At 37.0% G+C, this 26,338-nt stretch carries 27 protein-coding genes, 4 tRNA genes, 1 pseudogene and 1 other annotated feature; of the genes and pseudogenes, 3 read left to right on the plus strand and 29 right to left on the minus strand.

From position 1 onward, the window contains the following. Positions 1-3: 3 nt before the first annotated feature. The 22 genes and pseudogenes from rpmA to ACKP2L_RS04700 all read right to left on the minus strand — a co-directional run bounded on the left by rpmA (position 4) and on the right by ACKP2L_RS04700 (position 20,756). Positions 4-324, minus strand: coding sequence for a 50S ribosomal protein L27 (gene rpmA / locus ACKP2L_RS04595; RefSeq protein WP_439424699.1), 321 nt, complete (start codon positions 322-324; stop codon positions 4-6). Between the two features lie 16 nt (positions 325-340). Next, positions 341-643, minus strand: a complete 303-nt coding sequence (gene rplU, locus ACKP2L_RS04600; RefSeq protein WP_439424700.1) for a 50S ribosomal protein L21 — start codon at positions 641-643, stop codon at positions 341-343. A 3-nt stretch (positions 644-646) separates the two neighbouring features. Beyond that, positions 647-718 (minus strand) — a sequence feature (ribosomal protein L21 leader region). A 43-nt stretch (positions 719-761) separates the two neighbouring features. Next, positions 762-1,181 carry a hypothetical protein gene (locus tag ACKP2L_RS04605; RefSeq protein WP_439424701.1) on the minus strand — a complete coding sequence of 140 codons (420 nt, stop codon included), beginning with the start codon at positions 1,179-1,181 and terminating at the stop codon, positions 762-764. A gap of 127 nt (positions 1,182-1,308) precedes the next feature. Beyond that, positions 1,309-1,382: transfer RNA gene (locus ACKP2L_RS04610), tRNA-Arg, on the minus strand. Positions 1,383-1,417: 35 nt separating this feature from the next. Continuing rightward, positions 1,418-2,350 (minus strand): hypothetical protein, encoded by a 933-nt coding sequence (locus ACKP2L_RS04615; RefSeq protein ID WP_439424702.1) that lies wholly within the window; start codon positions 2,348-2,350, stop codon positions 1,418-1,420. Further along, a complete protein-coding gene (locus tag ACKP2L_RS04620; RefSeq protein WP_439424703.1) occupies positions 2,334-3,023 on the minus strand; it encodes a hypothetical protein in 690 nt (229 codons plus the stop codon). Before ACKP2L_RS04620 ends, ACKP2L_RS04615 begins: the two co-directional genes overlap by 17 nt. A gap of 107 nt (positions 3,024-3,130) precedes the next feature. Further along, complete coding sequence (gene glnA, locus ACKP2L_RS04625) at positions 3,131-4,474, minus strand: type I glutamate--ammonia ligase (RefSeq protein WP_439424704.1); 1,344 nt, start codon at positions 4,472-4,474, stop codon at positions 3,131-3,133. Continuing rightward, positions 4,474-4,806, minus strand: a complete 333-nt coding sequence (locus ACKP2L_RS04630) for a MerR family transcriptional regulator (RefSeq protein WP_439424705.1) — start codon at positions 4,804-4,806, stop codon at positions 4,474-4,476. The genes glnA and ACKP2L_RS04630 overlap by 1 nt, the downstream gene beginning before the upstream one ends. Positions 4,807-4,877: 71 nt before the next feature. Continuing rightward, on the minus strand, positions 4,878-5,633 hold the full coding sequence (locus ACKP2L_RS04635; protein ID WP_439424706.1) for a tRNA (adenosine(37)-N6)-dimethylallyltransferase: 756 nt from the start codon (positions 5,631-5,633) through the stop codon (positions 4,878-4,880). Next, positions 5,630-6,424: a glycerophosphodiester phosphodiesterase family protein gene (locus tag ACKP2L_RS04640; protein ID WP_439424707.1), complete on the minus strand. Its 795-nt coding sequence runs from the start codon at positions 6,422-6,424 to the stop codon at positions 5,630-5,632. Before ACKP2L_RS04640 ends, ACKP2L_RS04635 begins: the two co-directional genes overlap by 4 nt. Next, positions 6,421-7,683, minus strand: a complete 1,263-nt coding sequence (locus ACKP2L_RS04645) for a glutamate-5-semialdehyde dehydrogenase (protein WP_439424708.1) — start codon at positions 7,681-7,683, stop codon at positions 6,421-6,423. Before ACKP2L_RS04645 ends, ACKP2L_RS04640 begins: the two co-directional genes overlap by 4 nt. Further along, the gene (gene proB, locus ACKP2L_RS04650) at positions 7,676-8,470 is read right to left on the minus strand and encodes a glutamate 5-kinase (protein WP_439424709.1); all 795 of its coding nucleotides are present in this window, start codon (positions 8,468-8,470) and stop codon (positions 7,676-7,678) included. The genes ACKP2L_RS04645 and proB overlap by 8 nt, the downstream gene beginning before the upstream one ends. Next, positions 8,454-9,233 (minus strand): pyrroline-5-carboxylate reductase, encoded by a 780-nt coding sequence (gene proC / locus ACKP2L_RS04655; RefSeq protein WP_439424710.1) that lies wholly within the window; start codon positions 9,231-9,233, stop codon positions 8,454-8,456. The genes proB and proC overlap by 17 nt, the downstream gene beginning before the upstream one ends. A 21-nt stretch (positions 9,234-9,254) precedes the next feature. Continuing rightward, positions 9,255-10,598, minus strand: a complete 1,344-nt coding sequence (locus ACKP2L_RS04660; RefSeq protein WP_439424711.1) for a PFL family protein — start codon at positions 10,596-10,598, stop codon at positions 9,255-9,257. Positions 10,599-10,609: 11 nt separating this feature from the next. Then, the gene (locus ACKP2L_RS04665; RefSeq protein WP_439426203.1) at positions 10,610-10,882 is read right to left on the minus strand and encodes an ACT domain-containing protein; all 273 of its coding nucleotides are present in this window, start codon (positions 10,880-10,882) and stop codon (positions 10,610-10,612) included. A 15-nt stretch (positions 10,883-10,897) separates the two neighbouring features. Beyond that, positions 10,898-11,740: pseudogene (locus ACKP2L_RS04670) on the minus strand (bifunctional 5,10-methylenetetrahydrofolate dehydrogenase/5,10-methenyltetrahydrofolate cyclohydrolase); the annotation flags it as partial. A gap of 68 nt (positions 11,741-11,808) precedes the next feature. Further along, a complete protein-coding gene (locus ACKP2L_RS04675) occupies positions 11,809-12,999 on the minus strand; it encodes a class I SAM-dependent methyltransferase (RefSeq protein WP_439426204.1) in 1,191 nt (396 codons plus the stop codon). A gap of 112 nt (positions 13,000-13,111) precedes the next feature. Further along, positions 13,112-15,871, minus strand: coding sequence for a cation-translocating P-type ATPase (locus ACKP2L_RS04680; protein WP_439424712.1), 2,760 nt, complete (start codon positions 15,869-15,871; stop codon positions 13,112-13,114). A gap of 87 nt (positions 15,872-15,958) precedes the next feature. Further along, positions 15,959-17,953, minus strand: a complete 1,995-nt coding sequence (locus ACKP2L_RS04685; protein WP_439424713.1) for a KUP/HAK/KT family potassium transporter — start codon at positions 17,951-17,953, stop codon at positions 15,959-15,961. 70 nt (positions 17,954-18,023) lie between these two features. Beyond that, a complete protein-coding gene (locus ACKP2L_RS04690) occupies positions 18,024-18,392 on the minus strand; it encodes a DUF488 domain-containing protein (protein WP_439424714.1) in 369 nt (122 codons plus the stop codon). Between the two features lie 35 nt (positions 18,393-18,427). Further along, entirely contained in the window at positions 18,428-19,198 is a 771-nt protein-coding gene (locus ACKP2L_RS04695) for a flavodoxin family protein (RefSeq protein ID WP_439424715.1), read from the minus strand. 22 nt (positions 19,199-19,220) lie between these two features. Next, positions 19,221-20,756, minus strand: a complete 1,536-nt coding sequence (locus ACKP2L_RS04700) for a multicopper oxidase family protein (protein WP_439424716.1) — start codon at positions 20,754-20,756, stop codon at positions 19,221-19,223. 219 nt (positions 20,757-20,975) lie between these two features. On the opposite strand from ACKP2L_RS04700, the gene ACKP2L_RS04705 reads away from it, so the two are divergent. Next, positions 20,976-21,155, plus strand: a complete 180-nt coding sequence (locus tag ACKP2L_RS04705; RefSeq protein ID WP_439424717.1) for a hypothetical protein — start codon at positions 20,976-20,978, stop codon at positions 21,153-21,155. A gap of 75 nt (positions 21,156-21,230) precedes the next feature. Here the strand turns inward: ACKP2L_RS04705 and ACKP2L_RS04710 are convergent, their stop codons facing one another. After that, positions 21,231-22,901 carry an FAD-dependent oxidoreductase gene (locus ACKP2L_RS04710; protein ID WP_439424718.1) on the minus strand — a complete coding sequence of 557 codons (1,671 nt, stop codon included), beginning with the start codon at positions 22,899-22,901 and terminating at the stop codon, positions 21,231-21,233. Positions 22,902-22,914: 13 nt separating this feature from the next. Next, complete coding sequence (gene ahpC, locus ACKP2L_RS04715) at positions 22,915-23,478, minus strand: alkyl hydroperoxide reductase subunit C (RefSeq protein WP_439424719.1); 564 nt, start codon at positions 23,476-23,478, stop codon at positions 22,915-22,917. 220 nt (positions 23,479-23,698) lie between these two features. Between ahpC and ACKP2L_RS04720 the strand changes: the two genes are divergently transcribed. After that, the gene (locus tag ACKP2L_RS04720; RefSeq protein WP_439424720.1) at positions 23,699-23,830 is read left to right on the plus strand and encodes a hypothetical protein; all 132 of its coding nucleotides are present in this window, start codon (positions 23,699-23,701) and stop codon (positions 23,828-23,830) included. Positions 23,831-24,079: 249 nt separating this feature from the next. Here ACKP2L_RS04720 and ACKP2L_RS04725 read toward each other — a convergent pair whose 3' ends face one another. Further along, positions 24,080-24,538 carry a GNAT family N-acetyltransferase gene (locus tag ACKP2L_RS04725; protein ID WP_439424721.1) on the minus strand — a complete coding sequence of 153 codons (459 nt, stop codon included), beginning with the start codon at positions 24,536-24,538 and terminating at the stop codon, positions 24,080-24,082. A gap of 168 nt (positions 24,539-24,706) precedes the next feature. On the opposite strand from ACKP2L_RS04725, the gene ACKP2L_RS04730 reads away from it, so the two are divergent. Further along, complete coding sequence (locus ACKP2L_RS04730; protein WP_439424722.1) at positions 24,707-24,832, plus strand: hypothetical protein; 126 nt, start codon at positions 24,707-24,709, stop codon at positions 24,830-24,832. Between the two features lie 142 nt (positions 24,833-24,974). Here the strand turns inward: ACKP2L_RS04730 and ACKP2L_RS04735 are convergent. From ACKP2L_RS04735 to ACKP2L_RS04750, 4 genes are all read right to left on the minus strand, one after another. Continuing rightward, positions 24,975-25,058: transfer RNA gene (locus ACKP2L_RS04735), tRNA-Leu, on the minus strand. Positions 25,059-25,105: 47 nt separating this feature from the next. Continuing rightward, a tRNA-His gene (locus ACKP2L_RS04740) sits at positions 25,106-25,179 on the minus strand. A gap of 2 nt (positions 25,180-25,181) precedes the next feature. Next, positions 25,182-25,255: transfer RNA gene (locus ACKP2L_RS04745), tRNA-Trp, on the minus strand. A gap of 86 nt (positions 25,256-25,341) precedes the next feature. Continuing rightward, entirely contained in the window at positions 25,342-26,307 is a 966-nt protein-coding gene (locus ACKP2L_RS04750; RefSeq protein WP_439424723.1) for an ROK family glucokinase, read from the minus strand. Positions 26,308-26,338 lie beyond the last annotated feature (31 nt).

Consider the following 26,338-nt stretch of genomic DNA (forward strand, 5'->3'; position numbering starts at 1 on the left):
TTTTTACTTGGTTATTGCATCAAGTTTTTCTTGATATTCTTCACGAGAATAAACCGAAGCTTGACGCTTATCTTTACCCTTTCTTTCGTAACGAACAACACCGTCAACAAGTGCAAACAAAGTATCATCACCACCAAGACCCACATTATTACCTGGATAAATATGGGTTCCTCTTTGACGATAAATAATCGTTCCAGCTAAAACATCTTGTCCATCGGCGCGTTTTGCACCCAAACGACGTCCTGCAGAATCACGTCCGTTGGCTGAAGATCCGCCCCCCTTATGGTGGGCAAGTTTGATTAAGTTCTCAATTTTTTCCAACATAGTGTCCTCTTTTAAATTAAAATTCCTGAATAGTTACTTTAGTATAAGGTTGGCGATGACCCTTTTTAACATGGCCATGTTTCTTTGCCTTATATTTAAATGTAACGACTTTTTTTTGTTTTCCTTGTTTTTCAACGGTACCCGTGATTGAGGCACCATCAACAAAGGGACTTCCTACTTTTCCATCAAGTAACAAAACTTTGTCAAAAGTAACTTTGTCACCTTCCGAAACTTCTAATTTCTCAACATAGATCGAATCTCCAGCGGAAACACGATACTGTTTGCCGCCTGTTTCGATAACTGCGTATTTATTAGCCATCTGGCCTCCTCTTAGACTCACCTTTGCGGCGGAATTTAATCACTTAAAACCGTTTTAGAGTGGTTGAAGCAATGCAACAACTCATTAATCTTAGCAAAAAAAACAATTATACACAAGGCTAGTTTCTGGAACCGATCGAATAAAGGCGGGAATCGATACTCAAATCACGCTGTATTTTATTAGCTACTTTTTTAGCTTGAGATTCCGATTCTGTTGCCGATCGTGCCGATTGTAAAACGATGACAGCAAAATTAGAATGCAGGCCGGAAGCAACTGACGCGTCTATCATGTAGCTGCCCCTTTGTGCATTTTCAACTATTGCAAGCAAGCCGTTTCCACGATCTCCGGCGGCTTTCTCTAAACGATCGAAATCACTGCTGGAAAGATTTTGACCATTTTCTGAAATCATTTTATCTACATCACGTTTAAGTACTGTGACCGTTGATGGTTTTCTAGGTCGATATCTCTTTAAGCTGGTAATCACCTTACTAATATTTTTTTTTGATATTTGAACCTGCTTGTATTGTTTTTCTGACATCCTTACTCCGGCATATGATGCTCTTGGATAAACAAAATAAGCCGTCAATAATAGAACGACAGCCACAGATATTAATGTTAAAAAGCTTCTCTTCATAGTTAATTCAACTAAATTAAATAAATAAAAATGCGGAAGGTGGGACTCGAACCCACAACCTGCGGATTAGAACTCCGATGCTCTATCCAGTTGAGCCACTTCCGCGTACCGTTATAGTATACATAAAAAATAGATTGAAATCACGTAAAATTAAAAATTTCTTTACGAAATACGATTTGCAAAAAATCAATATTTTCTAAATACCAAGACCTGAACCAAGAGTAATTAGCAAGAAGATCAAAAAAGGAAAAAGAATTATTCTCATCGATAACTCTGAAGTACCATTGCGAGTGACCTAAATTATCCAGTTTAGAAACAAATAGAAGTTTGATATTTTCGCTAAAATTAAGTTGAAAACCATTGTCTAAAGCAAAAATATCGACTTGATTGGCCTGCGAAGCGATAAATAACTTATCTGTCACGATTGCCGGCAAATCCAAACTTTCAATTTCAAAAACAGCATCATTTTCCGGTTGAATTATATTAAGATCCAAAGCAAACTCATCAGTAAAAAAAGAATCAGCGAGTAAATTTAAAGATCGTGTAAAATTTCTGATTTGTGCTTCATTTAATAAGCTGCCCAGTTTTGATTCAATAATGTCAATAAGACCTCGCGGATTTATAAAAAAACGCCGGTGCTGCAAATCTAAATAGAAAATAGTTTTATTGTAAGCTGCATCTTTAAAATAATATCCGCCTGCCGGTATTTTGGAAGAAATAAAATAAAATTCAAAATTAGGCAGCGAACCAGACCTCAAACTCGAGGTAAGCTGCCCAGAAAGATTCAAAGAAGAAAAGAAATCGTTATTTTTCAATCTAAAAATCTTCACTATTGATTGTGCCAGCCAAAATGATTCGTCAAAATGAAATAATGGAAGGATCTGCGTATAATTATTTGTTGATTTTATCAAAAAATCAGTATTATCAACGACTGACTTCACATCGTTGGACCTGACAAAAGATTTTATATATTGATCAAGTTTATTCAATGCAAAACTGTCTTTAGAAAGTTTTTTTTGAAAATCAGATAATAAACTGAGATCTATAGATGTCCCCTTATTTTTCTGGCTCATTTTTGTCCTCTAAAAGATGATTAATGTAATCAACATATAAATGGTTAGCTTTATCTATAAAATGTTCAAAACTACCAAAATACTTTTCAATTTGTTCTTGCTCTAATTTTAAAACGGCTCTTTTTTTTGATAATTTTATCAATTCTTCTTCGTTTTTTTTGATCGCTTGTATAGTTGCATCGCTTTTTTTCTGATAAATAGTCTGTATCTTATTAAGTTCTTGTATCTGAACATCGTCATCCTGCGATTTTTTTTGATCATTCATATACTCTTTTACCGCAGAAAGTTCATTCTTGTCGAAAACTATTTCAACACGCAAGGTATCTAACAAGCCGATTTCTCGTGCTGATGGCCAATAACCGAAGGTCACAGAATATACTGATCTTTGTTTTTTTTGAATCTTAAAAAAAGGGAAATATTTTTTTAAATAATCGATCAAATAAGGAGCCGTAAATTCAGCTAATTCAAACCTAAGAGACTCGACCAATGAGTTAAGGACCCTGTTATCATCGGCCTGCGACCAGCCGTTGATCAGGCTATTATATCTAGCTGAATCCAGCAATTGATAAATCATCGGAATATTTTCATTGTCGATCGACCGTTGAAAATTCAATAAATACTCTATTTTGCTACCTATCATATTATCAATCAACATTTTTTTGCCCTGATCCATTTAAAAAACCTCTATTTATTATTTTACAGACAAAGACAAAAAAACTATAAATTGTTTAAAATAAAAAAGCCCTGAACGGACTTTAAGAATTATATTATTTTTTAAAATCAAAGAGTTTTTAAATAATGATCTAGTTCCCATTTTGAAACAGAAGCCCTATACGATTGATATTCCAATCTCTTGGCTTCTACAAAAGTATCAGCTATCCGCTTTGAAATAGCTTCAACGATCACAGGGTCTTTTTGAATGTTATTAACTGCGTCTAACAATGTATCTGGAAGATCTTTTATTCCGGCTTTTCTTCTTTCTTCTGTATCCATCAAGAAAATATTTTTATCAACCGAATGTTCAGGTGTAGTCTCCTTTTTGATGCCGTCAAGTCCAGATGCAAGTGTGACTGCGAATGCAAGATAAGGATTAGCTGTAGCGTCGACCATCCTGAGCTCAAGTCGTGTGCCTTCACCGCGAGACGCTGGGACACGAACCATCGGAGAACGATTTGACGCCGACCATGCGATATAAACAGGTGCTTCAAAGCCCGGTGTTAATCTTTTGAATGAGTTAACAGTTGGATTTGTAATACTTACAAAATTTGCAGCGTGTTCTAATAATCCGCCCAAGAAATGGTAAGCAGTTTTTGAAAGACCTAATTTATCCGACGGATCAGCAAAAACATTTTTGCCATCAGCTGCAAGAGACATGTTAGTGTGCATGCCGCTTCCATTTATACCAGCGATCGGTTTAGGCATAAAAGTAGCATAGTATCCATTTTTCCGAGCAACTGTTTTAACTATCAATTTAAACAGCTGCATGTGATCAGCCGCTCTTAAAGCATCAGCGTAGCGGAAATCAACTTCGTGCTGTCCAGGAGCTACCTCATGATGAGCTGCTTCAACTTCAAATCCCATCGTTTCTAAAGTTAATACTATTTCTCGACGAACATGTTCGCCCAGATCCAACGGAGCTAAATCAAAATAACCGCCATCATCATTTAATTCCATCGTTGGATTGCCATTTTGATCAAGTTTAAAAAGAAAGAATTCTGGTTCGGTACCAACGTTAAAATCACTGTAACCTGCTTCTCGCATTTCACCCAAAAGACGAATCAAATTATTTCGCGGATCACCAATGAATGGTTTGCGGTCGCTTGTGTAGACATTTGCAACTACCATTGCGACTTTTCCATCTCTTTCGCCAGTCATGGAATCTGGCAAGACCTGAAAAGTGTCTAAGTCTGGATATAGATACATATCAGACTCTTCGATCCTTACGAAACCATCAATTGAAGAGCCGTCAAAAAGAAGATCATTATCCAAGACTGTATCTAGTTCGCTAACGGGGATTTCAACGTTTTTAATAACGCCAAAAACATCCGTAAACATAACTCTTAGAAAATCAACTCCTTGGTCTTCAACTATTTTTTTAACTGCGTCTTTAGTAACTTTAGCCATTAATTCTTCTCCAACCTTCCGATTTTAAGAAACTCGCTTTCAAGCGATTTGACGAGTTTTTTCCGATCGCTATTTTGATTTTTAACTCGATTGGTCCGATAAAGGTCGCGAATATCCTTTAAACTATCGCCAGATTCCATCATGCTCCTAATATCTATCAATCGCTCAACATCATTAAGAGAAAAACGACGCTGACCGCCCTTTCCTCTTTTTGCCGTCAGCAAATCTTGGCTCTCATAATAACGAATTTGTCGATCAGATAAATTCGTAAGTGCCCTGACAGTACTGATAGGCAATATAGCTAAATCTTTTTTTAAATGCTCATCAACCATTTCTTACAACCTCTATTTGACTAAAATTATAGACTTTGTAATTATAAAATGTTAGCTTTATTAACATTGGTCTATAATTGGTTTCTATTTTTCAATTCAATGTAAACTTTTTGTTCATTTTTTGCAAGTTCTAGAGCATCAAACCAAAAAATATCTTTAAATTGGTTGCGGAAAAAGGTCATTTGGCGTTTAGCATAATGACGCGAATCTTTTTTTATATCGTCAATAGTATCAGACAAGGTTTTGTTACCGTAAAAATAATCAACAAATTCTCTATATCCAATTGCCTTTTTAGACGGCAGCTCTCCTGGAATGTCAACTATCTTTTCGGCCTCATCTACAAGCCCGTTTTTGATCATCTGATCGACCCTTTGATCGATCCGCTGGTATAATAAATCTCTCCGCATATCTAATCCTATTAAAAAGGCATCATATATTCTATTATCGATCGATGCCTTTGGGTCGACATCCGGATTATCCGAAGTTGATAATTGGCGGTCGCCTAAAAGAGTTTGCAAAAAAAAGCCGGAACCGCCAACGATTATCGGTTTTTTTCCCTTATTTATGATTTTGTCTATAACGGCACGAGAATCAAGCATAAACTGATAAGCACTGTATTTTTCCTTGGGATCCTTGATATCGATCATATGATGGACAGCTTGGTGTCGTTCGGTCAAGGTAGGCTTAGCGGTCCCAATATCCATATGTCGATATATTTGAAAAGCATCTGCTGAAACTATTTCCCCGTTTAACTTTTTGGATAATTTAATACCTAACGACGTTTTCCCTGAAGCTGTGGGACCAAGGATGACGATTATCTTTTTCATACCTTTTTCCTTTGTTCTGCATTATTCCGTATTTTAATCGCTTTATCTGAATGATTAGTTATCAAGGCTGGGATCGGTAAATCATAAAGTTTCTCAAAATCTCTCTCTAATTTGATAAGCCAGGGGAAAAAAGTGATTTTTCTAAAATTAAAAATGAAAAACCTGTTAAGCGGATTTCTAAAATCTGGATTTATAGAAAAAAGAATGCCCCGTTTAAATTCCCATATATCACGAAGATTGACCGAATATGTAAGTTTCGATATCAAAGATTTTGGATCCAATCCGTGTAAATTAAGAATAGTTCGACGATTAAAAGATTGAAAAATAATTTTCCATCTGCCATTAGAAAAATTTTTTAGATCGCTTAAAACTTTTTTCTCAATTCCTGGATATTCAAAATGATCCGTCTTAAGTTCGATCAAAAGGATACCCTTAAAATTCGTCTTCGATAACCATTCCAAAAATTCTTTAAAAGACAGCAGTCTAGTATTTTTATAAATAGGATTGAATTTACAACCGAAATCTAATTTTTTTAGTTCTTGTAAAGTTAGATCCCGAATCAAACCTGTAGAATTTGAAGTACGATCAACGCTTTCATCGTGATTGATCACCAAAAAGCCGTCTTTTGTAAGATGCAGATCAATTTCTAACCCATCAGTTCCGACTTCCAATGCCTTTTCAAAAGCAGGCAGCGTGTTTTCTGGTGCCAAAGCGGGCAAACCGCGATGTGAAATGACCAACGATTTATTTTTTAAAAATTTCTTTCGTTCAACTCTAAAATCGGCATTCAAGAACGAGTTTCTCCATGACCATATAATTGATACTTATAGCTGGTTAAAGCCTTTATCCCCATTGGACCGCGCGCATGTAATTTCTGCGTGCTGATGCCGATTTCAGATCCAAAACCAAATTCATGACCATCGGTAAAACGGCTGGACATATTCTCCATGACTACGGCCGCATCGATGCTATTCATAAACTTAATAGTATTTTCCGGAGATTTAGTTAAAATAACCTCAGTATGGTGGGTAGTATATTTACTGATCCAATCGATTGCCGAGTCTAAATCGTCAACAACTTTTATAGACATGATCAAGTCGTTATATTCGCTGCCCCAATCGCTATCTTCCGCTTTTTTGATACCTGGAAATATTTGAAGACTTTGGTTATCCCCGCGTAATTCAACGCCTTTTTTGATAAGAGCTTCAGAAATTTTAGGTATGAATTCTTTGGCAATATTTTTGTGAACCAACAATTTTTCAGCAGCGTTGCATACAGCTGAATTCTGAGTTTTTGCATTAACTATTATTTTCACCGCCTGCGTTTGATCTGCGCTTTCGTCAACAAAAATATGATCGTTTCCGGCACCAGTCTCGATAACAGGAACATCAGCAGTTCTCACAACATGATCGATAAAACTTTGAGAACCTCTTGGAATCAATAAATCAAGATAATCACGAAGGTGCAATAGGCGATCAGCAGAATCTCTGGAAGTATCTTCGATAAGTTGAACGAAGTTTGGATTTAATTTTTGTTGCTTCAAGCTTTCTCTTAACAAACTAACTAAAAACTTATTTGTATTTATAGCTTCCTTGCCGCCTCTTAAAATTATTGCATTTCCAGATTTTATCGCTAACGATGCTGCGTCTACCGTAACGTTCGGACGTGCTTCATAAATCATCGCAATAACACCCAAAGGAACTATTTTTTTTATTATTTTAAACCCCGCTGGGGCTTGCCACTGTTCAAAGGGCCCGCTGAGCGGATCTGATAATTTTATCAAAGAATACAGCGAGTCGATCAATGAACGTATTTTTGGTTCGTCAAGGGCCAAGCGCTTCTTCATAACTGGGTTCAAATTCGGATGGCTGAACACCTCTTGGGAATTTACTTTAATTATCTTTTCTAGGTTGTTTTCTATATTCTTAGCAAAATTTTTAATAATAGAATTTCTCTGTTCCAAATTTAACTGGGCAGTTTCAAAAGAAGCGGTTTTTGCGTTTATACCGATTTCATTAATAATTTTATCCAAATTTTTATTTTCATTCATGAGCAAATAAAGTTCCGATCGATTCTCCACTGATTGCTTTTAAAATATTCTGCGGATCTTCTCCTGATAATAATAGCATCTGTTTATTATGTTGAATTAAATATTCAGCAGCTGAAAGTTTGGTCCTCATGCCGCCTTTGCCTAATAAACTTTTTCCAGATGCTAATTGCATGACAGAATCATCAACATTATCAATTCTTTTGATCGTTTTCGCATCAGAAAAAAGATGCGGGTTTTTATCATAAAGACCATTAACGTCTGACAATATTATCAGTGCATCAGCATTTATTTCAACAGTGACTAGTGCTGCTAAATGATCATTATCGCCAAAAGAATGCTGGTGATCCATTTCATCAACTGCTATCACATCATTTTCGTTGATTATCGGGATAGCCTTCTTTTTTAATAACTCTCCAAGAGCGTTCAACATGTTTTGTTTCATAACAGGATTGCTGAATACATCATAAGTTAAAAGTACTTGACCGGTGATTTGATGGTAAAAAGAGAAATTTTGATTATAAATAGCCATTAAATTAGCCTGTCCGATAGCGGCAAGCGCCTGTTGTTCCGGTATACTTTTAGGTCGTTTTTTTAATCCCAATTGGTGTAAAGCCAAGCCGATCGCCCCTGAAGTTACAAAAATGATTTCTCTGCCTTGATCAGATAAAGCTGTTAATGCCTGCACCAATTGATTTATAACAGGCAGATTAATATTTCCGTCTTTTTTAACGATCGTTGAAGTGCCGACTTTAATAACTATTTTCTTCCATTTATTCTTTATTGCCATTTCCAATCGTCCGTTCGATCGCTTGATCTACTGTCTCAAGAAAATCGCTCTTCTCAAAAAAGTCGATCCCTCTTTCAGTTGATCCGCCCGGTGAAGCAACTGCGTCGATCAACTCTTTTGGCTTGCTTGATCCTTGTAATAAATTATCAACCGTACCTTGAACAGTGTATAAAGAACTAGCTAATGCTTGAACGCTGTTTAGACCTTTATTCTCGGAACTCTTTGATAAAGCTTCGATAAAATAAGCAACGAACGCCGGACCTGATCCGGATAAGGCAGAAAAAACCGGAAAATTTTTTTCATCGATCAAAGTGACGTGCCCGATCCTATTGAAAAGACTTTCGACTAATTTTTTATCTTCAAGATCAATTTTATGAGAAAAAGATAGGGCGGTTTCTGATTTTTGAAATTCAGCATTTACATTAGGCATGGCTCTAACGATCTTATTTTCAGGAAAAAATTTTTCCAATTGGTCGATAGAGGTAGGGCCAAGCAGAGAGATTATAACTTTATCAGCTTGTATTTTTTCGACAGTATCGTTAAAAATATTCGATAGCTGGTTTGGCAAAAAAGCTAAAAACACATAGTCGGCTTCTTTGATCAAATGTTGAAATGAATCAGCTTTGATCGAAAATTTTTCAGAAAGCTTTTTAGCCGAATGGGGTGAATTGACAAAAATGTCTTCGGGATCAAGACCCGATTTTAAAAATCCTTTTATTAAAGCGGTTGCTAAATGGCCAGCCCCTAAAAATCCAATTTTCATTTTTCCTCCTAATTATTTTATTTAATTTTTAAATGAATGGATCGGCGCGGGTATATGCCCTCCGCGATGAATGAACGAAGCGGAACTTTTATCAATCACGGGCATTATCGGTGCATAACCTAATAATCCACCAAGATCTATGCTATCACCTACTGTTTTGCCGGGAACCGGTAAAATTCGGACAGCTGTAGTCTTGTTATTTTGAACACCGATAGCTGCTTCATCGGCGATCATCGCACTAATGGTTTCATAATCGGTATCGCCTGGAATCGCTATCATGTCGAGACCAACGGAACAAACAGAAGTCATTGCTTCTAATTTGCTCAAAGTCAAAGTCCCATCTTTTGCAGAGTCTATCATTCCCGCATCCTCCGATACCGGAATAAAGGCACCGCTTAATCCGCCGACTCTGGTGCTTGCCATTACTCCGCCTTTTTTGACAGCATCATTTAAAAGCATCAAAGCCGCTGTAGTCCCGTGAGTTCCGACTTGTTCCAAACCTATTTCTTCCAAAATTTCAGCGACCGAATCACCTCTGGCAGGAGTCGGAGCTAAGCTTAAATCGACTATTCCGAATGGAAGACCGAGTTTTTGAGCCGCCAGACTTCCGATCAGTTGCCCGACCCTAGTTATTTTAAAAGCCGTTTTTTTAATCGTTTCACAAACAATATCGATCGACTGACCGGAAATTTTTTCCAAAGCTCTTTTAACCACCCCTGGTCCGGATATACCGACATTTATAACGGTATCATCTTCTGAAACACCATGGAAAGCTCCGGCCATGAACGGATTATCTTCGACTGCATTAGCAAAAACCACTAATTTAGCATTTCCTAATGGATTTTTTTGGGAAATTTCTTTGATTATTTTGCCCATTTTGTTAACGGCATTCAAATTTATACCCGCTTTAGTTGAACCGATATTAACACTCGACATCACTAGATCAGTACTGTTCAAAACTTCAGGCAAACTATCGATAAGTCTCTTTTCATATGGAGCCGTTCCCTTTTGGACCAAAGCAGAATAACCGCCGATAAAATCAACACCAACAGTTTTTGCAGCCTTATCCAAACTCTTGGCGATCTCGATCAAACCAGAATAGTCCGTATTAGCTGCGATTAAAGATATTGGCGTGACTGATATTCTTTTATTGACTATCGGTACAGCAAAATCGGCTTCCAGCTGTTCGCATACAGAAACTAAGTTCCCGGCTTTGCTAACTATTTTTTCATAAACTTTTTCGGCTGTTTCTTTACCGCTGCCGCCAATACAATCGAGTAACGAAATGCCCATTGTGACCGTTCTGATATCAAAATGTTCTTCTTCGATCATTTTGATAGTTTCGCTAATATTTTTAATATCCACCTGATAAACCCTCAAATCTTAGAAATAGTGTCAAAAATTTCTTGTCGTTGAGTATGAATTGATACCGACATATTTTTTCCCAATTCTTTTAAAGAATTTTGCAACTCTTGAAACTTATCATCAACTTTTGTGATATCAACTAACATACTCATAGTAAAAACATTGTCCATTAAAGTTTGTGATACATCAAGGATATTGATCTGATTTTCGGATAGTCTCGTTGAAACTGCTGCAATGATACCTGGCTTGTCATCGCCCACCACAGTTATGACTGCTTTTTTCATACTGATTTTTCTCCTTTTTTGTTCCAAAGCTAGATTGTAAGTTTGTTCTATTAGTGTTGCGATCGTCATTGGACCTACACCACCCGGTACAGGAGTGATGGCAGCGACCCTTTTTGAAACTTCATCAAAATTAACATCCCCGACCGCTTTTGAATCTTTGCGATTAGCACCAACATCGATCACCACTGCACTATTTTTAAGATCCTGCAGATCGAACCATTCAGCCTTCCCGACGGCTACTATTATCAAATCAGCATTTTTTGCTTCTTTTATCAATGTTTCTTTAGGTGTTTTTGAGTGAGCTAATGTAACAGTCATATCTCTATTGACCAAAAGAAGACTCATTGGCCTGCCAAACAAAACTGACCTCCCAATAACTAAAGCCTGTTTACCAGAAAAAACGAAATCATATTCGTTTAATAGTTTTATTACCCCAGAAGGAGTTGCTGGAAGCGCGTGAGCTATCTTAGAATCTTGAAAAAGCAGTCCCTGATTCTTAGCAGTCAAACCGTCCGCATCTTTTAGCGGTGATATTTCATCAAAAACGATCTTTTCATCTACTGTTTCAGGCAACGGTGATTGAACAAGGATGCCGGAAACAGTAGGATCATCATTAAGCTTTCTTACCAAAGAAACGACCTTATCGGTATTCCAGCTTTCATCAACTTTAAATTCTTCGGATTCAATACCTACTTGAGCAGCTTTTTTTACTTTCATATTCACATACATACTGCTGCCCGGATTTTTTTGATCAAAGATGGTTGCTAATTTTATTTTTAAAGAACTGCTTTCTATTTGCTTCTTTAAATCATCAAGCAATTTTTTCGCTGTTTTTTTTCCGTCTAGTAAAAGAACCATGGCTAAATTATCGCATATATGAACGAATAATTTTACTAAAAATAAAAACCGCTTGAGCGGTTTTAAAATCAATTATTAGAATTTTCGGCCTGGTAAAGATAATCTCTAGTCATAGGCAAACCAGTACCGCTTGGAGCCTTTGTCAAAAGATATTGAACAACATCAATATTTCCAGCCTCAAACGATGCAGCACAAGCTTGTAGATAAAGAGTCCACATTCGTGCAAACGGCAAACCGTATTTATCCGCAGCTTGATCAAAAACTTTCATATAATTTTCGTTCCAAATCTCCAGAGTGCGCTGGTAATGCCTGCGCAAAGGTTCGATATCTGTTATTTGAAGACCGGCATCGATTATATGGCCAACATTTTCCTCAAGATTAGGAATATATCCGCCGGGGAAAATATATTTGATGATAAAAGGATCAACGCCGGCACCTCGGTGCTGACCAGTGATCCCGTGGATCAGAGCCCTGCCTTCAGGTTTCAAAAACTCATGGACTTCTTTAAAGTAGGTCTCCAAATTCTCCTTACCAACATGTTCGAACATACCGACCGAAGTGACCAGATCATATTGTCCCTTTACTTCACGATAATCTTGTAAAAGAACTTTTACTTGGTCTTCAAGATGGTGTTCTTTTATCAAATTTTGAGTATAATCATACTGCTCTTGGCTTAAAGTGATACCAGTGGCCTTTAAACCAAATTTTTCAGCAGCGACAATAAGAAGACTTCCCCAACCGCTTCCAATGTCTAAAAGAGTTTGTCCCGACTTCGGCTGCAGTTTATAAAGAATATGCTCTATTTTATTCATCTGTGCTTGTTCCAAACTATCAGCAGGCGTGCGGAAATAAGCACAAGAATATGTCATACTTTTATCAAGCCACAACTTGTAGAAGTCATTACCAATATCATAGTGGCTCTGAACATCTTTTTTACTTTCTTTTTCACTGTGAGACATTTTTGGCAAGTGCTTCAAAAAAGAATTTTTTGTCAAAAAACTGCCGCTATTACGGTATGCTGAGGCAACAAGTTTCTGAATACTGCCGTCTATCTCTATTTCACCATTCATATAGGCTTCGCCCAAGACCAAAGTCGGCTGATCAACTAACTGTGTTAGTGGAATAGATTTTTTTATTTCTACTTTTACTTCCGGTTCGCCTTGACCATAATTTTCAACTTTTCCGTCCCAATACTTTACTGAAATGGGAATATCGAATGCATGTGCAAACAATTTACTATAAACCTGTTTTTCTAGCACCATATTTAAACCTTCTTTCTTAATCATCTTTCAAAAAAAGAAAAACAAACAAGTTTAATAATAAAACAAAAACAAGAAAAATGCCCGTGGTTACTTTTTACCTGTAAAATCATCAAATAAAATCGATTTTGATTTTTTTAGATAATAATATTTCTTTAATGATCGACAAGGCGAAGGTTGGCAAAGCCGGCAGAAAAGCGACTGCTAAATAAATAGAAAAACTTAGCGGACTTGTGCCCATGAATTGATTGAAAAAAGGTGAAATCGTAACGAAAATCGAACTAAGAGCTGCGAAAAGCACCGTTGCTATCAGTAAAGGATTGCTAAATGGGTTTCTTCTGAATAAAGTTGAATTGCTTCTTGCATCAAACACATGCCACAATTGACCGAAAACTAAGGTTAAAAAAGCGATCGTTTGAGCTTGAGAGGCCGACATTCCGCTGGCGGCCGCCCAAATATAGGCTGCGAAAACTGTTACAGCCATTATAGATCCGCGGACGAAAACTCTGAAAAGCAAATTTTTAGATAAAATAGGTGCGTCGATCTTTCTTGGCTTTTCGTTCATAAGGTCACCTTGAGCCTTATCATATCCTAAAGCAAAAGAAGGTAATGAATCGCTGATCATGTTCACCCAAAGGATCATGAGGGTCGTTAAAGTAGGCGTTAGTTCTGAAATATTTCCGATCGGGGATGTTATCAAAAATGTACCCAATAATATAGACATGACTTCGGCAACGTTGGTAGTAAGCTCCTGTCGAATAAAATTTCTAATATTAGCAAAAATCATTCGTCCGGATTCAACTGATTTTTCAATGGTGGTAAATTTATCATCAAGTAAAATCAAGTCAGCCGAGTCTTTAGTTACCTCAGTACCATTTATTCCCATTGAGATACCGATATCGGCACTTCTCAAGGCCGGCGCATCGTTGACACCATCCCCGGTCATTGCGACTATTTGAGAATGTGCTTGCAATGCTTTAACGATCCTTTGCTTATGATCAGGCGAAACTCGAGCATAGACGCGCTTATCTAAAACGATATCTTTAAGCTGCTGGTCAGACATACTTTCAATTTCTTTTCCTGTAACGACCGTTTTTGAATCGTCATCGATGATGCCTAAATTTTTCGCAATGGCTTTGGCAGTATCAGCATGATCACCAGTTATCATGACAACTTTAACTGATGCTCTTTTAAGTGTCGCAATTGATTTTCTGACTTCTTCTCTCGGCGGATCTATGATACCCACCAAGCCAAGCAAAGTCAGCTTATTTTCCAATTGCAGCTGGTCTGCTTTGACAGCTTCCTGACCAGTTATCTCACTGATCGCGATCGCGATAGTTCTAAGGGCTTGTTTGGCATAACCAGAAACTAATCTATCAAAATCGTTCTTAAAAACTGTAAAATCAACTTTTTTCCCTTGAACAAAAATATCATTCGCTTTTTTGGCAAGAATGTCCGGAGCACCCTTGGCAAGCAGGTAATACTTATCTTCGACTTGGATTATCGTGCTCATCATTTTCCTTTTGCTATCAAAAGGAAAAACTTTAATTATTTTAAAATCGTGTTTATCTAAAAGATTTTTTTTCGAAAAACCCGATCGAAGCGAAAAATCAGCTAAGGCAATATCAGTAGGATTACCGATCTTTGAGTTAACGTTTTCTTTTGATAACTCGATTTCGTTATTCAAAACTGAAGAAATAAAGAAAGCTTGATAAGGGTCATTGATATCAAAAAACTGACGGTCGATTTTATTGATTTTATCGCTGGCTCCATTTATAAAGAAATTTGTAACAGTCATTTCATTTTTCGTAAGCGTTCCCGTTTTATCAGAAGCAATAAAATTCGTAGAACCTAACGTTTCAACGCTTGCTAGCGATTTTACCAGACCCTTGTTTTTGGCCATGATACGAGCCCCTATCGTTAATACGATAGATAAAACAACAGGTAAAGCATCGGGTATAGCTCCTACTGATAGGGCTATAGCTGAAGAAATATTTTCGAAAACACCATTAACAGTGATCGAACCTTCATTAAAATATTGCTTAAATAGATCATAAATAAATGAAAATCCTACCACAAAAGCGGCCATCAACATAATTTTTTTAGTTAACTGATGAATACTTTTTTCGATCGGGGTCTGTTTAAAATCTTGTTTCTGTAGCAAACCGGCTATTTTCCCGATCTCTGTGTTCGGTCCAGTTGCAACGACTATGCCGATACCCGTTCCATTAACGACCGTTGACCCAGAAAAACCCATATTCTTTCTTTCAGCTAATTGAGTATCTTTAGCTAATTTACGATTGTTTTTTAAAATGGGTGTAGATTCACCGGTCAAATGAGATTCAACTACCTGCAGTTCGCTTGTTTGCAGCCAGCGTATGTCGGCCTCAATAAAATCTCCCATCTTAGCTTCAACGATATCGCCTGGAACGAGATACAAAGCCGATATCCTTCTCCGCTTGCCATCTCTTATAACTTGAACTTGCCGATCTGATATTTTTCTTAGAGCGTCTAAAGATTTGCGGGCTTTCATTTTTTGAAAAAAATTAAGACCTGCATTAACAAAAATTATTATCGTTATAGCAATGGCTTCATAAACCGATGATAATGCATGGCCCAAATCACTGCGACCAAAAAAATCATAGGCCGAACTCAAAAAAGTTAAAAAAACGGCTGCCCAAAGAATAAGTGTGATCGGTTCTGAAAGTGACTGAATAAATATTTTAAAAGCAGAAGCTTTCTTTTCTTTTTCAATCACATTCAAACCATATTCACTTTTCCTTTGGTCAGCCTCTAAAGAAGTAAGCCCCGTTTTTATGGAACTCGAAAATTTTTCTATTACATCGCTCAGGCGGATTGCGTATTCACTCATCTGTCCTCCCTTTTGTAAAAATTGAGTTAATAGCTATAATTAATTATACATAAAGGAGGACACTGATAAATTAATTGAAGATAAAAATCATTTACTGTTATAGATCTTTTTTTGAACCAAATAATTATCTTTTCTTTCCGCGACAAATAAAGGCACAGTTTCTTCTACATATTCGCTGAACTCTAATCCGTACCAGCTCGCCTGTGACTGTGTGATATTTTGAAGGAGCAGTCGGCCTGATATCATAAACCTGTCAAATGCTTTAATGCCTGAATTGTAGTTCAAATCTTGCTGCTGCTGATTTAAAAAGACAAATTTAAAATCACCGACCTTGCGATCTGACATCGTTGAATATTTCGGCTTTTGTTGATCGATAACACCATCATTTATTAGATCGGTAATGATCTGCCTTAAATAAATATTGATAGCTTGAGGTTTTTTAAAACCCAAATAAAGTTGCACATCAACAATATTTCTGGTACCAAGCATGTCAACAGTATAATTTGATTCATAAGGGACGTCTGTCTGATTAACGGTTATGAACCAATATACACGTGCACGTTTAGGCCGCTTATCGAAAATAGAATAAAGGACCTGCCTTTTGATCATATAGTCTTCTTTAATACGATTCATATAGATCAAATTATCAGCATAGATCGGCAAGTTGTCATCTTCACTTAGTCTTTTCAGCATCGGTGCAAATTCCTTGATCGATAAATATTGACTTTGATCAGTATAATGACGTTTTATTCGATTTCCAAAGAACCAAAAAACCATGATCATCAGTATGCAAATAGTTATCAGCAGTGTAATATATCCGCCATGAATAAATTTAACAAGACTGGCGATCAGGAAACAGCCTTCAATGAACATATAAAAAATAACAAAAATCCAGGATAATATCTTGTGCCCTTTGATAACTATGAAATGCTGCAGCAATAACGTAGTCATAAGCATAGTGATCGTTATTGCCAAACCATAAGCTGCCTCCATATGGCGTGAACTTTGGAAAAAAATAACCACGGCCAAAGTTGTTGCAAATAGCAGCCAATTGACCGTTGCAATATAAGATTGATTTTTTATCCGGCCTGGATATCTGATTTTTAAACGCGGTAGTAATTTTAATCCTATCGCTTCGCTGACAAGAGTAAAAGAACCTGTGATCAGCGCCTGAGATGCAATAATAGCGGCAATGGTCGCGATCAGAATAGCAAAAGTACGAAAATTTTCTGGAATTATGCTGTAAAAAGGATTGCTGGTTTGAGAAACAGCCGAATTCCTATTTTCTAGTAACCAAGCAGCTTGACCAAAATAACTAAGCATCAAACAAAGAAAAACGAAAGGCCAGGTCCGGTAGATATTTGCCTTGCCAACGTGCCCCATGTCTGAATAAAGAGCTTCAGCTCCAGTCGTTGCTAAAAATATACTCCCCAAAAGAAAAAATCCAACTTTATTATCGGGCGCAAACAGTACATTAATAGCATATAGTGGCGATAAGGCTTTTAGAATCTCAAGATGGCCAAGCAAATTTACAAAACCAAAAAATCCGATAAAAGCAAACCATATAAACATCAATGGTCCAAAAGATTTTCCGATAATAGATGTTCCCATTCTTTGAAACAAAAAAATAATCAGTAAAATAATCGAGACGATCAAAACTACTTGGCCAGTTGATCTGCCGAAGACAAGCGGGCCTATCTTTTGACCTTTTAATCCTTCAATAGCAGAAGTTACTGTTACGGCCGGTGTTAAAGTTCCATCAGCCAGCAAAGACGCACCACCGATCAGCGCCGGTATGATCAACCATTTTGCCTGTTTTCTAACAAGTGTAAATAATGAAAAAATGCCGCCCTCTTTATTATTATCGGCTTGCATCGCTATAAATAGATACTTAACAGTCGTAATCAAAAACAAGGTCCAAAAAATCAAAGACAAAGAACCAAGAAGATAATCATCCGTTAAATGTTTGATACCGCCACCGTCTTGAACGATCGCATTCATAACATACAGTGGAGATGTGCCGATATCACCGTACACTATTCCTAGAGCAACCAAGGAACCAACCACAGTTTTTTTAATCATGAAACTCCTTAAAACTAATTTAGATAGTTTTACCCTAACAAAAAAACAGCTGAAAATACAGCTGAAAAAATTACAATTCGATATTTTCCTGACAAAAATTTTTCAATACGATCGCTTGATTATATTTTTCATCCTTGGCAGCAAAAAGAAGAATAACATCTTTTTTTAATAATTCCTTAGATACTAAATCTAAAAAAATTTTCGTTCGTTGATTTTTCTTGAGTTCATTTAAATACCTGTTTTTAAACTCTTCAAATTTTTTTGGATCATGCGAATACCATTTTCTTAATTCTGTAGTTGGTGCTATATCTTTAAACCAAACATCAAGCTGGGCTTTTTCTTTGGAAACGCCTCTTGGCCAAAGCCTATCTACCAAGATCCTGTATCCGTTCAAATTTATTGGTTTTTTATAAATTCTCTGTATTTTTATTTTATTCAAGACCTATAAAACACTCCCTTAAAAATTAAACCGTTTTAATGACGACGATGTTTAACAAAAGTCAGAAAATGGAGTATCGAAGCCAATAAGATAAAAAATATTAAGACAAAAGAAATGTAGTTAAACCAAAAATTATATCCCGAATCAAGCCAAAATACAGCTATGGCTCTTTGGATCAGCATAGTAATCAAGGACATAATTGCAACAACAGAAAATAATTCAAAATATCTTTTCAAGGTTTGATCATCTCTCCTTGTTTTTTTAACAATTTTTTCACCAATCTTCACGCACTGTTGTCTTTTGTTTTCCGGAAGCTTTTTCATATTAAAAGTTCCGCAAGTAACCAATTCATCCACCTTTATCAAACCGGCAGCCGACATAACAAGGTCTATTTCTTTAAAAGTTTGATCGGTTATTCCGCTGAATAAATTTTCAAAAGAAGATGTGAAACAACAAGTTAAGCTCACATAATGTTTATTTTGAAAAATCGATGGGTGCATCTGACCAGTATGATCAAAGCGTACGATCCGCGATCTGATACAATCGAAAAAATTTTTCATGGTTCCGCTGATATCCTTCCAATAAGTCGGTACAGCAAGGACCCAAACATCACTTTCTGAAAGTTTTTTTTCAAGCAGATCTAAGGTCGGGTTACTTTTACCAGGCAAATCGGGTTTTATTTGATAATCATCCAGATAAATAGTTTCTGAATCACATTTACCGTTAGCAGGCCGCAACACGTTTGCTAACATTTGTGCCGTTATACCGCTATTATCATGTGAGGCTAATATCCCTAAAATCTTCATGAAAACCTTTCTTTAACATAAATTACATTTTCATACCCATTTTTTCATAGGACTCCATACCCGATAGATGCAGGTCTTCAGGCTTTACTCCGCGTTCTTTCGCGAAAGCCTTAGTAAGTGTATCCATATCCATCAAATGATAGGTTTTTGGATGGTCGGGATCGTATGCTTCTATTTGTGCCATCATTCCACCGTCTTCATGTTCAATAATATGGCAATGATACATAAATACACCGGCCTTTTCAAAACGAACTTTCAACCTAACAGTCTCACCAGGATTAACACCAATAGTGTCTTTTAAACCATGTTCGTTAGGATACGGCTCGTGCCCATTCCTTGACACGACTTCAAATTGGACACCATGCATATGATATGGATGAATCATGCCGCCTTCCATTTTATTTGTATTTGTAATGTCCCAGTATTCGACCTTGCCGACTTGCTGACGAGAATCAATTCGCTGCATATCGAATTTTTTGTCATCTATCATAACTTCTTCATCCATTCCTGACATGACAACTTTTCTGACCGGAGTATTTTTATCGGTTTTCATTTCAGGAATATCAACAAGATGATCCGGCAAAACTGTATCATCTTTTTCAAAAGCATGAATACGGAAAGTTATCAAAGGTATATCGTCTGAGTAAAGCACGACTTTGTCCCCTTCTTTATACTTTCCAAAATCAACGATCACTTCGGCTCTTTCGGCACACGTCAGCATCAAGTGAGTAAAGCCGACCGGTTCCGGTAAAATTCCGCCATCAGAAGCTATTTGGACAAATGGCAAATCATCAGAAAAATGAAGACGCCATTCTCTTCTATTGGCACCATCTAAAATCCTCAAACGAATCTTTTGACTTCTGACATCGAAATATGGATTAACAGTTCCGTTGATAACTGCAGTTGGACCTTGAACTCCGTCTGGATCATAATCTTTTAAATAATCAAACTGATTATTTTCATGGAAACGACGATCTTGCAAAACGAGCGGGATATCATTTATCCCATATTTTCGCGGAAACGGTAATTTTAATTCCTTTGCGTCCTTTATTAAAACAAAAGCAGCAAGCCCCTTCCAAACTTGTTCTGCTGTTGAAGGACAGGGATGAGCATGCAGCCAAAGAGTTGCGGCCGGCTGGTCTACAGTGAAATCTATTTTTTTAACTTCTCCGGGGTAAACAGGAGCATGGCAGCCGCCATCTGTGATCGGACCGGGTACATTCAAACCGTGCCAATGAAATGTTGTTAATTCCGGCAGCGAATTTTTTAAATTAATATGGACGTGCTGTCCTTTCTCAAAGACTATCGTTTGCCCCAAAAAAGGAGCATTATATCCCCAAGTTTTGGTTTTATGTCCATCGAGGAACTGACTTTCTCCTTCCTGTGCCTCAACAGTGTAATAAATATCATTGCCGTTCACTTTATCTGCTTTTAATAACGGAGGGATCGCCAGTGGTTTCTCCTCTTTATTAGATCTTTCCAAGGGAACATAACCACCATCATGGGTGTTAAAGGCTTTTTCATCAAAAAAATAATCTTTATAAATTTTTTTAGTCATATTTTTTTCCTTTCTAGAACCCTAAAAAACATAGTCCAAGAAATCAATGATTCCGATTATATTTTACAATTTAATTTTAATTTGCTTAAATAAATTCCCTTTGATTACTTCTTTTTGCTAAAATAGTCGTAGTCCGTTAACAAGACTGTTTCACCAGAAGCAATTCGTAAATCCAACCAATCAAGCCACAGGAAGGAGGTGAATCATTTGCTCGGATTAATGAAAGATTTAATTGATAAGCAAGGCAGTGTCGAAGTTACTTTTTCCAACGGAAAAGCTGAGAAAATTTCAAAATTTGAATTAACAGACTTAAATTCTGAAAAGTTCATAAATGCCCAGACTTTCGATGGAAAAAACATCTTCTACAATGTTAAGAACCTTGCTTTTGTAAGCTTGTAAATTCAAGTTTTAATCATTTATATAAAAACCTATCGTGAAAGATAGGTTTTTTGTTTAAATTAAGATTAATTGAATTTAAACTTTTTCTGTTTGCCGCTCGCATAATCCAACGATCTGGTCAAGGGTCTGGCTGCCAAAAGTAACTTCACCATCATTGATCATAAAAGCGGGCACACTCATTATTTTCTTTGCTTTACGCAATTTAGGAAACAGCTGAAGATCAATCATTTCAGCACTAATGTCCGGATTGATCGAGGCTATTTTTTGACTTGCTGCAACAACATCCGGACAAAAATGACAAGTCAATGAGACGCCGATCTGTAAATGCATGCCAGGCAGCTTCTTGATCCTTTCGATCAGTTCCCCATCTATAGATTGTCCAGGACCAGCTAAATTATAAATAGCTAAAACTAAGGAATTAAGTTCATGACCTGTTGGAATGCCGCTGAACCTGATCCCTGTTTGTTTATGATTTTCATCAAGCAGTTCTAGCGCCGGCAGCAATCCCTCATCATCACGAGCTCTTTTTACCTCGTAATTTAAATGATCATCTAAATTAGAAAGTTCTGAAACGAAACTTTTCAGTTCTTCTCCTTTACTGCTAGCGTCATCCAAAACAAGTAAAGTGATCTTTTTATTAATTTTTGAAAAAATAGAGGTTAACTGTTTTCTTAATTCACCAGCGAACCATTGACCTTCATGAGTTTTGACCAAACTACGCTGTTCATCATCGATTGGTGTTTGTTGAGAAGGAGTTTGTTTAAAAATCTTTTTTTGAACAGGTTTGATAGGGATATTTAAACGTCTTTTTTCCGAAGCTACATACTCTTCAGCAGCACTAGCAGCTGCCGCACCATCCGAAGTGGCTGTTACGATTTGTTTAAGCGGTTTAGCTACTAAATCTCCGGCAGCAAAAATACCTCGTAAATTGGTTTGCATTTCATTATCAGTAATTACATAACCTTGCTCATCGGTATTTAAAAAATCTTTGATATGATCGCTGTTTGGTTTAGTACCGACAAAAACAAATACACCGAAGGTTTCATCGCCTTCCTTCAAGTTATACACCCTTGTCTGTCCACTCTTTTTATTAAAGAATTCGGCCTGATCCAAATAAGTACTGCCTGATACTCTCCTTAAAACAGTGTCATAAACAATGGTTACCTTCGGATTGTCTATTGCCTTAGCAGCGGTCAAGCTGGCGCAAGTAAACTTATTGCCGCGGACTATAACGGTCACATGGCGGGCAAATTTAGTTAAATAATCAGCTTCTTCAGCTGCAGAATAGCCTCCGCCAATAACGAAAACATCTAGTCCGCTAAATAACTCGCCATCGCAAGTTGAGCAATAAGCAACTCCGTGCCCGCGAAAACGATCCTCGCCTTCAAAACCTGCTTTTTTAGGATTTGCACCAGTAGCAAATATGATACTGCGGGCAAAATAATCTTTTTTACCGGATATTTTTTTAACATCACCAGTTAAATCAAATGAAACAACATCGTCTTTAATGATCTTTACGCCAAATTCGTTGACTTGTTCCTGCATTAGATTTACTAATTTCGTTCCGTCAACATCTTTAACTGCAGGATAATTCCAAACAACAGACGTTGTAGTGACCTGACCGCCTATTTGATCTTTTTCAATTATCAAAGTATCCATTGCAGCACGGCCAGCATAAATACCTGCAGTCAACCCTGCTGGACCAGCACCGATGATTATCGTATCGTATACATGTTTTTCATCCATAACTTTCCCTTGCTTAAATCTTTCCTACTAGATCCAAGCTTGGAGTGATCGTATCATCACCTGGATGCCAATGAGCCGGGCAAACCTTATCCCCGTGTTCAGCAACAAATTGCGCAGCTTGAAGCGTTCTCAATATTTCTTCAGCGTTTCTGCCGATACCCATATCGTTTATCGTATAAGATTTGATGGAACCTTCAGGGTCTACTATAAATACACCGCGAAAAGCCTGCCCTGCTTCTTCATCTAAAACATCAAAAAATCTGGCTAATTTGCCGGCTGGATCTGCCAACATCGGATATTGGATTTTTCCAATGGTATCAGTAGCCTCTGCCCATGCTTTATGAACGAATTCGCTGTCTTCTGAAACGGAATATATTTCAGCATTAGCTTTTTTAAAATCATCATAATTATCTTGCAAATCGCCTAATTCAGTCGGGCAAACAAAAGAAAAATCTGCTGGATAAAAGAAAAATACTGACCATTTTCCTAAAACATCTTTTGTTGAAATTTCTCTTACTTTTCCTTGCTGATAAGCATTAACTTTAAAATCTTCTAATTTTTTATCAATAAAATTCATAAAAACCTTTCAAATTCAAAATATTAATTTAGTATTCAAAATTTTAGTTAGTTTTTTGTTTATCATATTTGTCGATCCACAAATAATTGTGAATAGCTGATAAATAAAATCTAACCTTAATTAATATACAATAAAAAACATATGTTCGCATTGATTTTTTAAGAAAAATATAAAAAATAAAAGTGTTTGCGTTAACATTGTCATGGAAGGAGTAAAACGAATGCTTGATTTTTTAAAGAATCAAGGTTTGCCTGAAAGTATTTTTTCCAACGAAATCGTTCAATTGATCTACGATCTTGAAACAAGACAATTTTCAAAATCAAATAGTTCAAATAATAATAAAAACTCATAAAATAACTTTTTCGATGGAAAAAATATTTTAAACACAAACTTTATAAGCGCCTTTAAGGAGACGCTTTTTTATATTTATAACTGAAAGAAACTTTCTTGATAAGGACAAAAGGCAAAAAATGCTTCATCTTGTAACTAAAAAATATTTCCATTAAAACTAGATACATATTATGTTATGACAAAAAATTTCTATGAAAATAAAAAACACCTCAGAAATTAATCCGGGGTGCTTTGATAACTATTTGTAAATTTAAAAGTAAGTTGGTAACTGGTCCCTTTCTGGTCGAAAATCCTTGGGATAATACATCAAAGTTGTATCCGAATAAGGTTGGTTTTCTTTACTGACGGCCTGAAATCCTAACCGACTATAGAAAGATGGGTCAATATCACTGAATAAAAAGAAACTGCAGTCCGAGTAGCGGGTCATGAATTTTATTAGCATAGTCGTTGCATAACCCTTATGCCGACGAGCTGGATAAGTCGAGACCGATCCAATTCCCAATACATGATCAGACAAATCATAAATAATTAGTGAGCTCAGCAATTGACCTTTTTCTTCAAGGACCCACCAAGTCCCACGTTGATATTTAGTAGAAAGTCGACATTCTTGCAGGTAAACAGTGATTGAATCAGATTTACCCCATGCATCATAGCCCATTAGATAAATTTGAGTGAGTTCGGTCGATAGTGCTTTTCTTAATTTTTTCAACGGAATATATCCTCTTTGATACTAGATTATTTAACAAAATAATTTTTCGATTAATCCTATTGAATGTTCTAATCATCACTATCACCTCCCCTTTTAGCTATTTTTCATTATCACACAAAAAAAGCTTGCCAGCTAATATTTATTATCCCGGGGTTTTCTATTCAATACATGTCAGAGCGCTTGAGACATGCTAATTTAGCTATCACCGAAAAAGTCTATTCACATCTGCTTCAAACACTTAGAGAAAATGAAGAAGATAAAGTGACCGATTTGATGAATTTCGTTGTGCAATAATTGTGCATTGTGCAGTAAATTGTGCATTTTTCATTGGTCTGTATGGGTCTCTTGACGATATGTGAAGTACAGAAACGCCGTCATATCAACATTTAAGCAAAGAAAAAGCGTTATATCAATGTTTCTGATATAACGCTTGAAATGCCGTCGGTGGGAGTCGAACCCACACGGTGTTGCCACCACTGGATTTTGAGTCCAGCGCGTCTGCCAATTCCGCCACAACGGCATCGTTAATAAAGAATAAGCAAGATCGATAAAAATAAATCCTGCAAGGGCGGTACGTGGGACTCGAACCCACGCGTGCCGGTACCACAAACCGGTGTGTTAACCAACTTCACCAGTACCGCCATGGCAGGGATAGAGGGAATCGAACCCCCATTAACGGTTTTGGAGACCGTTGTACTACCATTATACGATATCCCTATTAGAGGTCTGAATAGCTTTGCTAAACAAACCGACTAAAATATTTTAACAAATATATTGACGAATTAAAAGGTCAAATAGAAAATTTATAAGAAATCTCTCGCCAAACTTGCTGCTCCGATCACACCGGCATCATTACCGAGCTGCGCAAGCCGCAGTCTGGTAGATTTTCTAACTGGTTCAAAAGCCCAATCTTCCCAATTTTCACGAACCTTGCTCAACAGAAAATCACCCGCAGCAGAAACTCCGCCGCCTATAACGACATAAGCCGGATTAAGAATGTTTGATAAAGAAGCAATTGCATAACCTAAATAATAAGCCATTTTGTTAACTACCTCATTAGCTAGGAAATCCCCTTCTTTTGCTAAATCGAAAACAGTCTTAGAAGTAACATCTTCACCGTTGTCTAACATTGACTTAAGCCTTGACGGACCTTCATATTCATCCGCAAAATCATGCGCTAAATGAACAACTCCGGTAGCTGAACAATACTGCTCGAGACAGCCTCTATTGCCACAAGTACAAAGGTATCCGCCAGGTTCAACGACCACATGGCCAAACTCGCCACCTGCACCATAAACTCCGCGTATCAGCTGGCCATTAGCAATTATGCCGCCGCCAACACCGGTACCCAGAGTTACAAAAGTTACATTGGGATTGTTTTCGCCGGCTCCCTTCCACTGTTCGCCGATAGCAGCGGAATTAGCATCGTTGTCCATCGTGAAAGGAAGATTAGTACCCTTTTGAATCTCGTCTCTTACGTGTTGAACACCACGCCAATTTAAATTAAAGGCCGCCTGGACGGTGCCGTTTTTTCTATCAACAGTTCCCGGAGTACCCATTCCGATGCCGATTATTCGTTCGCGATCAAGCTTTAAAAGCTCGATCCGACGATTTATAGAATTAATGATATCCGGAACGATATGCGAACCATCATCTAAAATATTAGTTCTGATCGCCCATTTTTCTTGGATATCTCCTTCAGCTGTTAAAATTGCAAATTTAATAGTGGTGCCGCCTAAATCGACACCGATTAGTTTATCCTTAACCATTTCTACCTCAACATTAATAGATTAATTTTTT

Origin of the sequence: Oenococcus alcoholitolerans, from assembly GCF_051852995.1 — a bacterium.
In the GTDB taxonomy this organism is placed as follows: Bacteria; Bacillota; Bacilli; order Lactobacillales; family Lactobacillaceae; genus Oenococcus; species Oenococcus alcoholitolerans.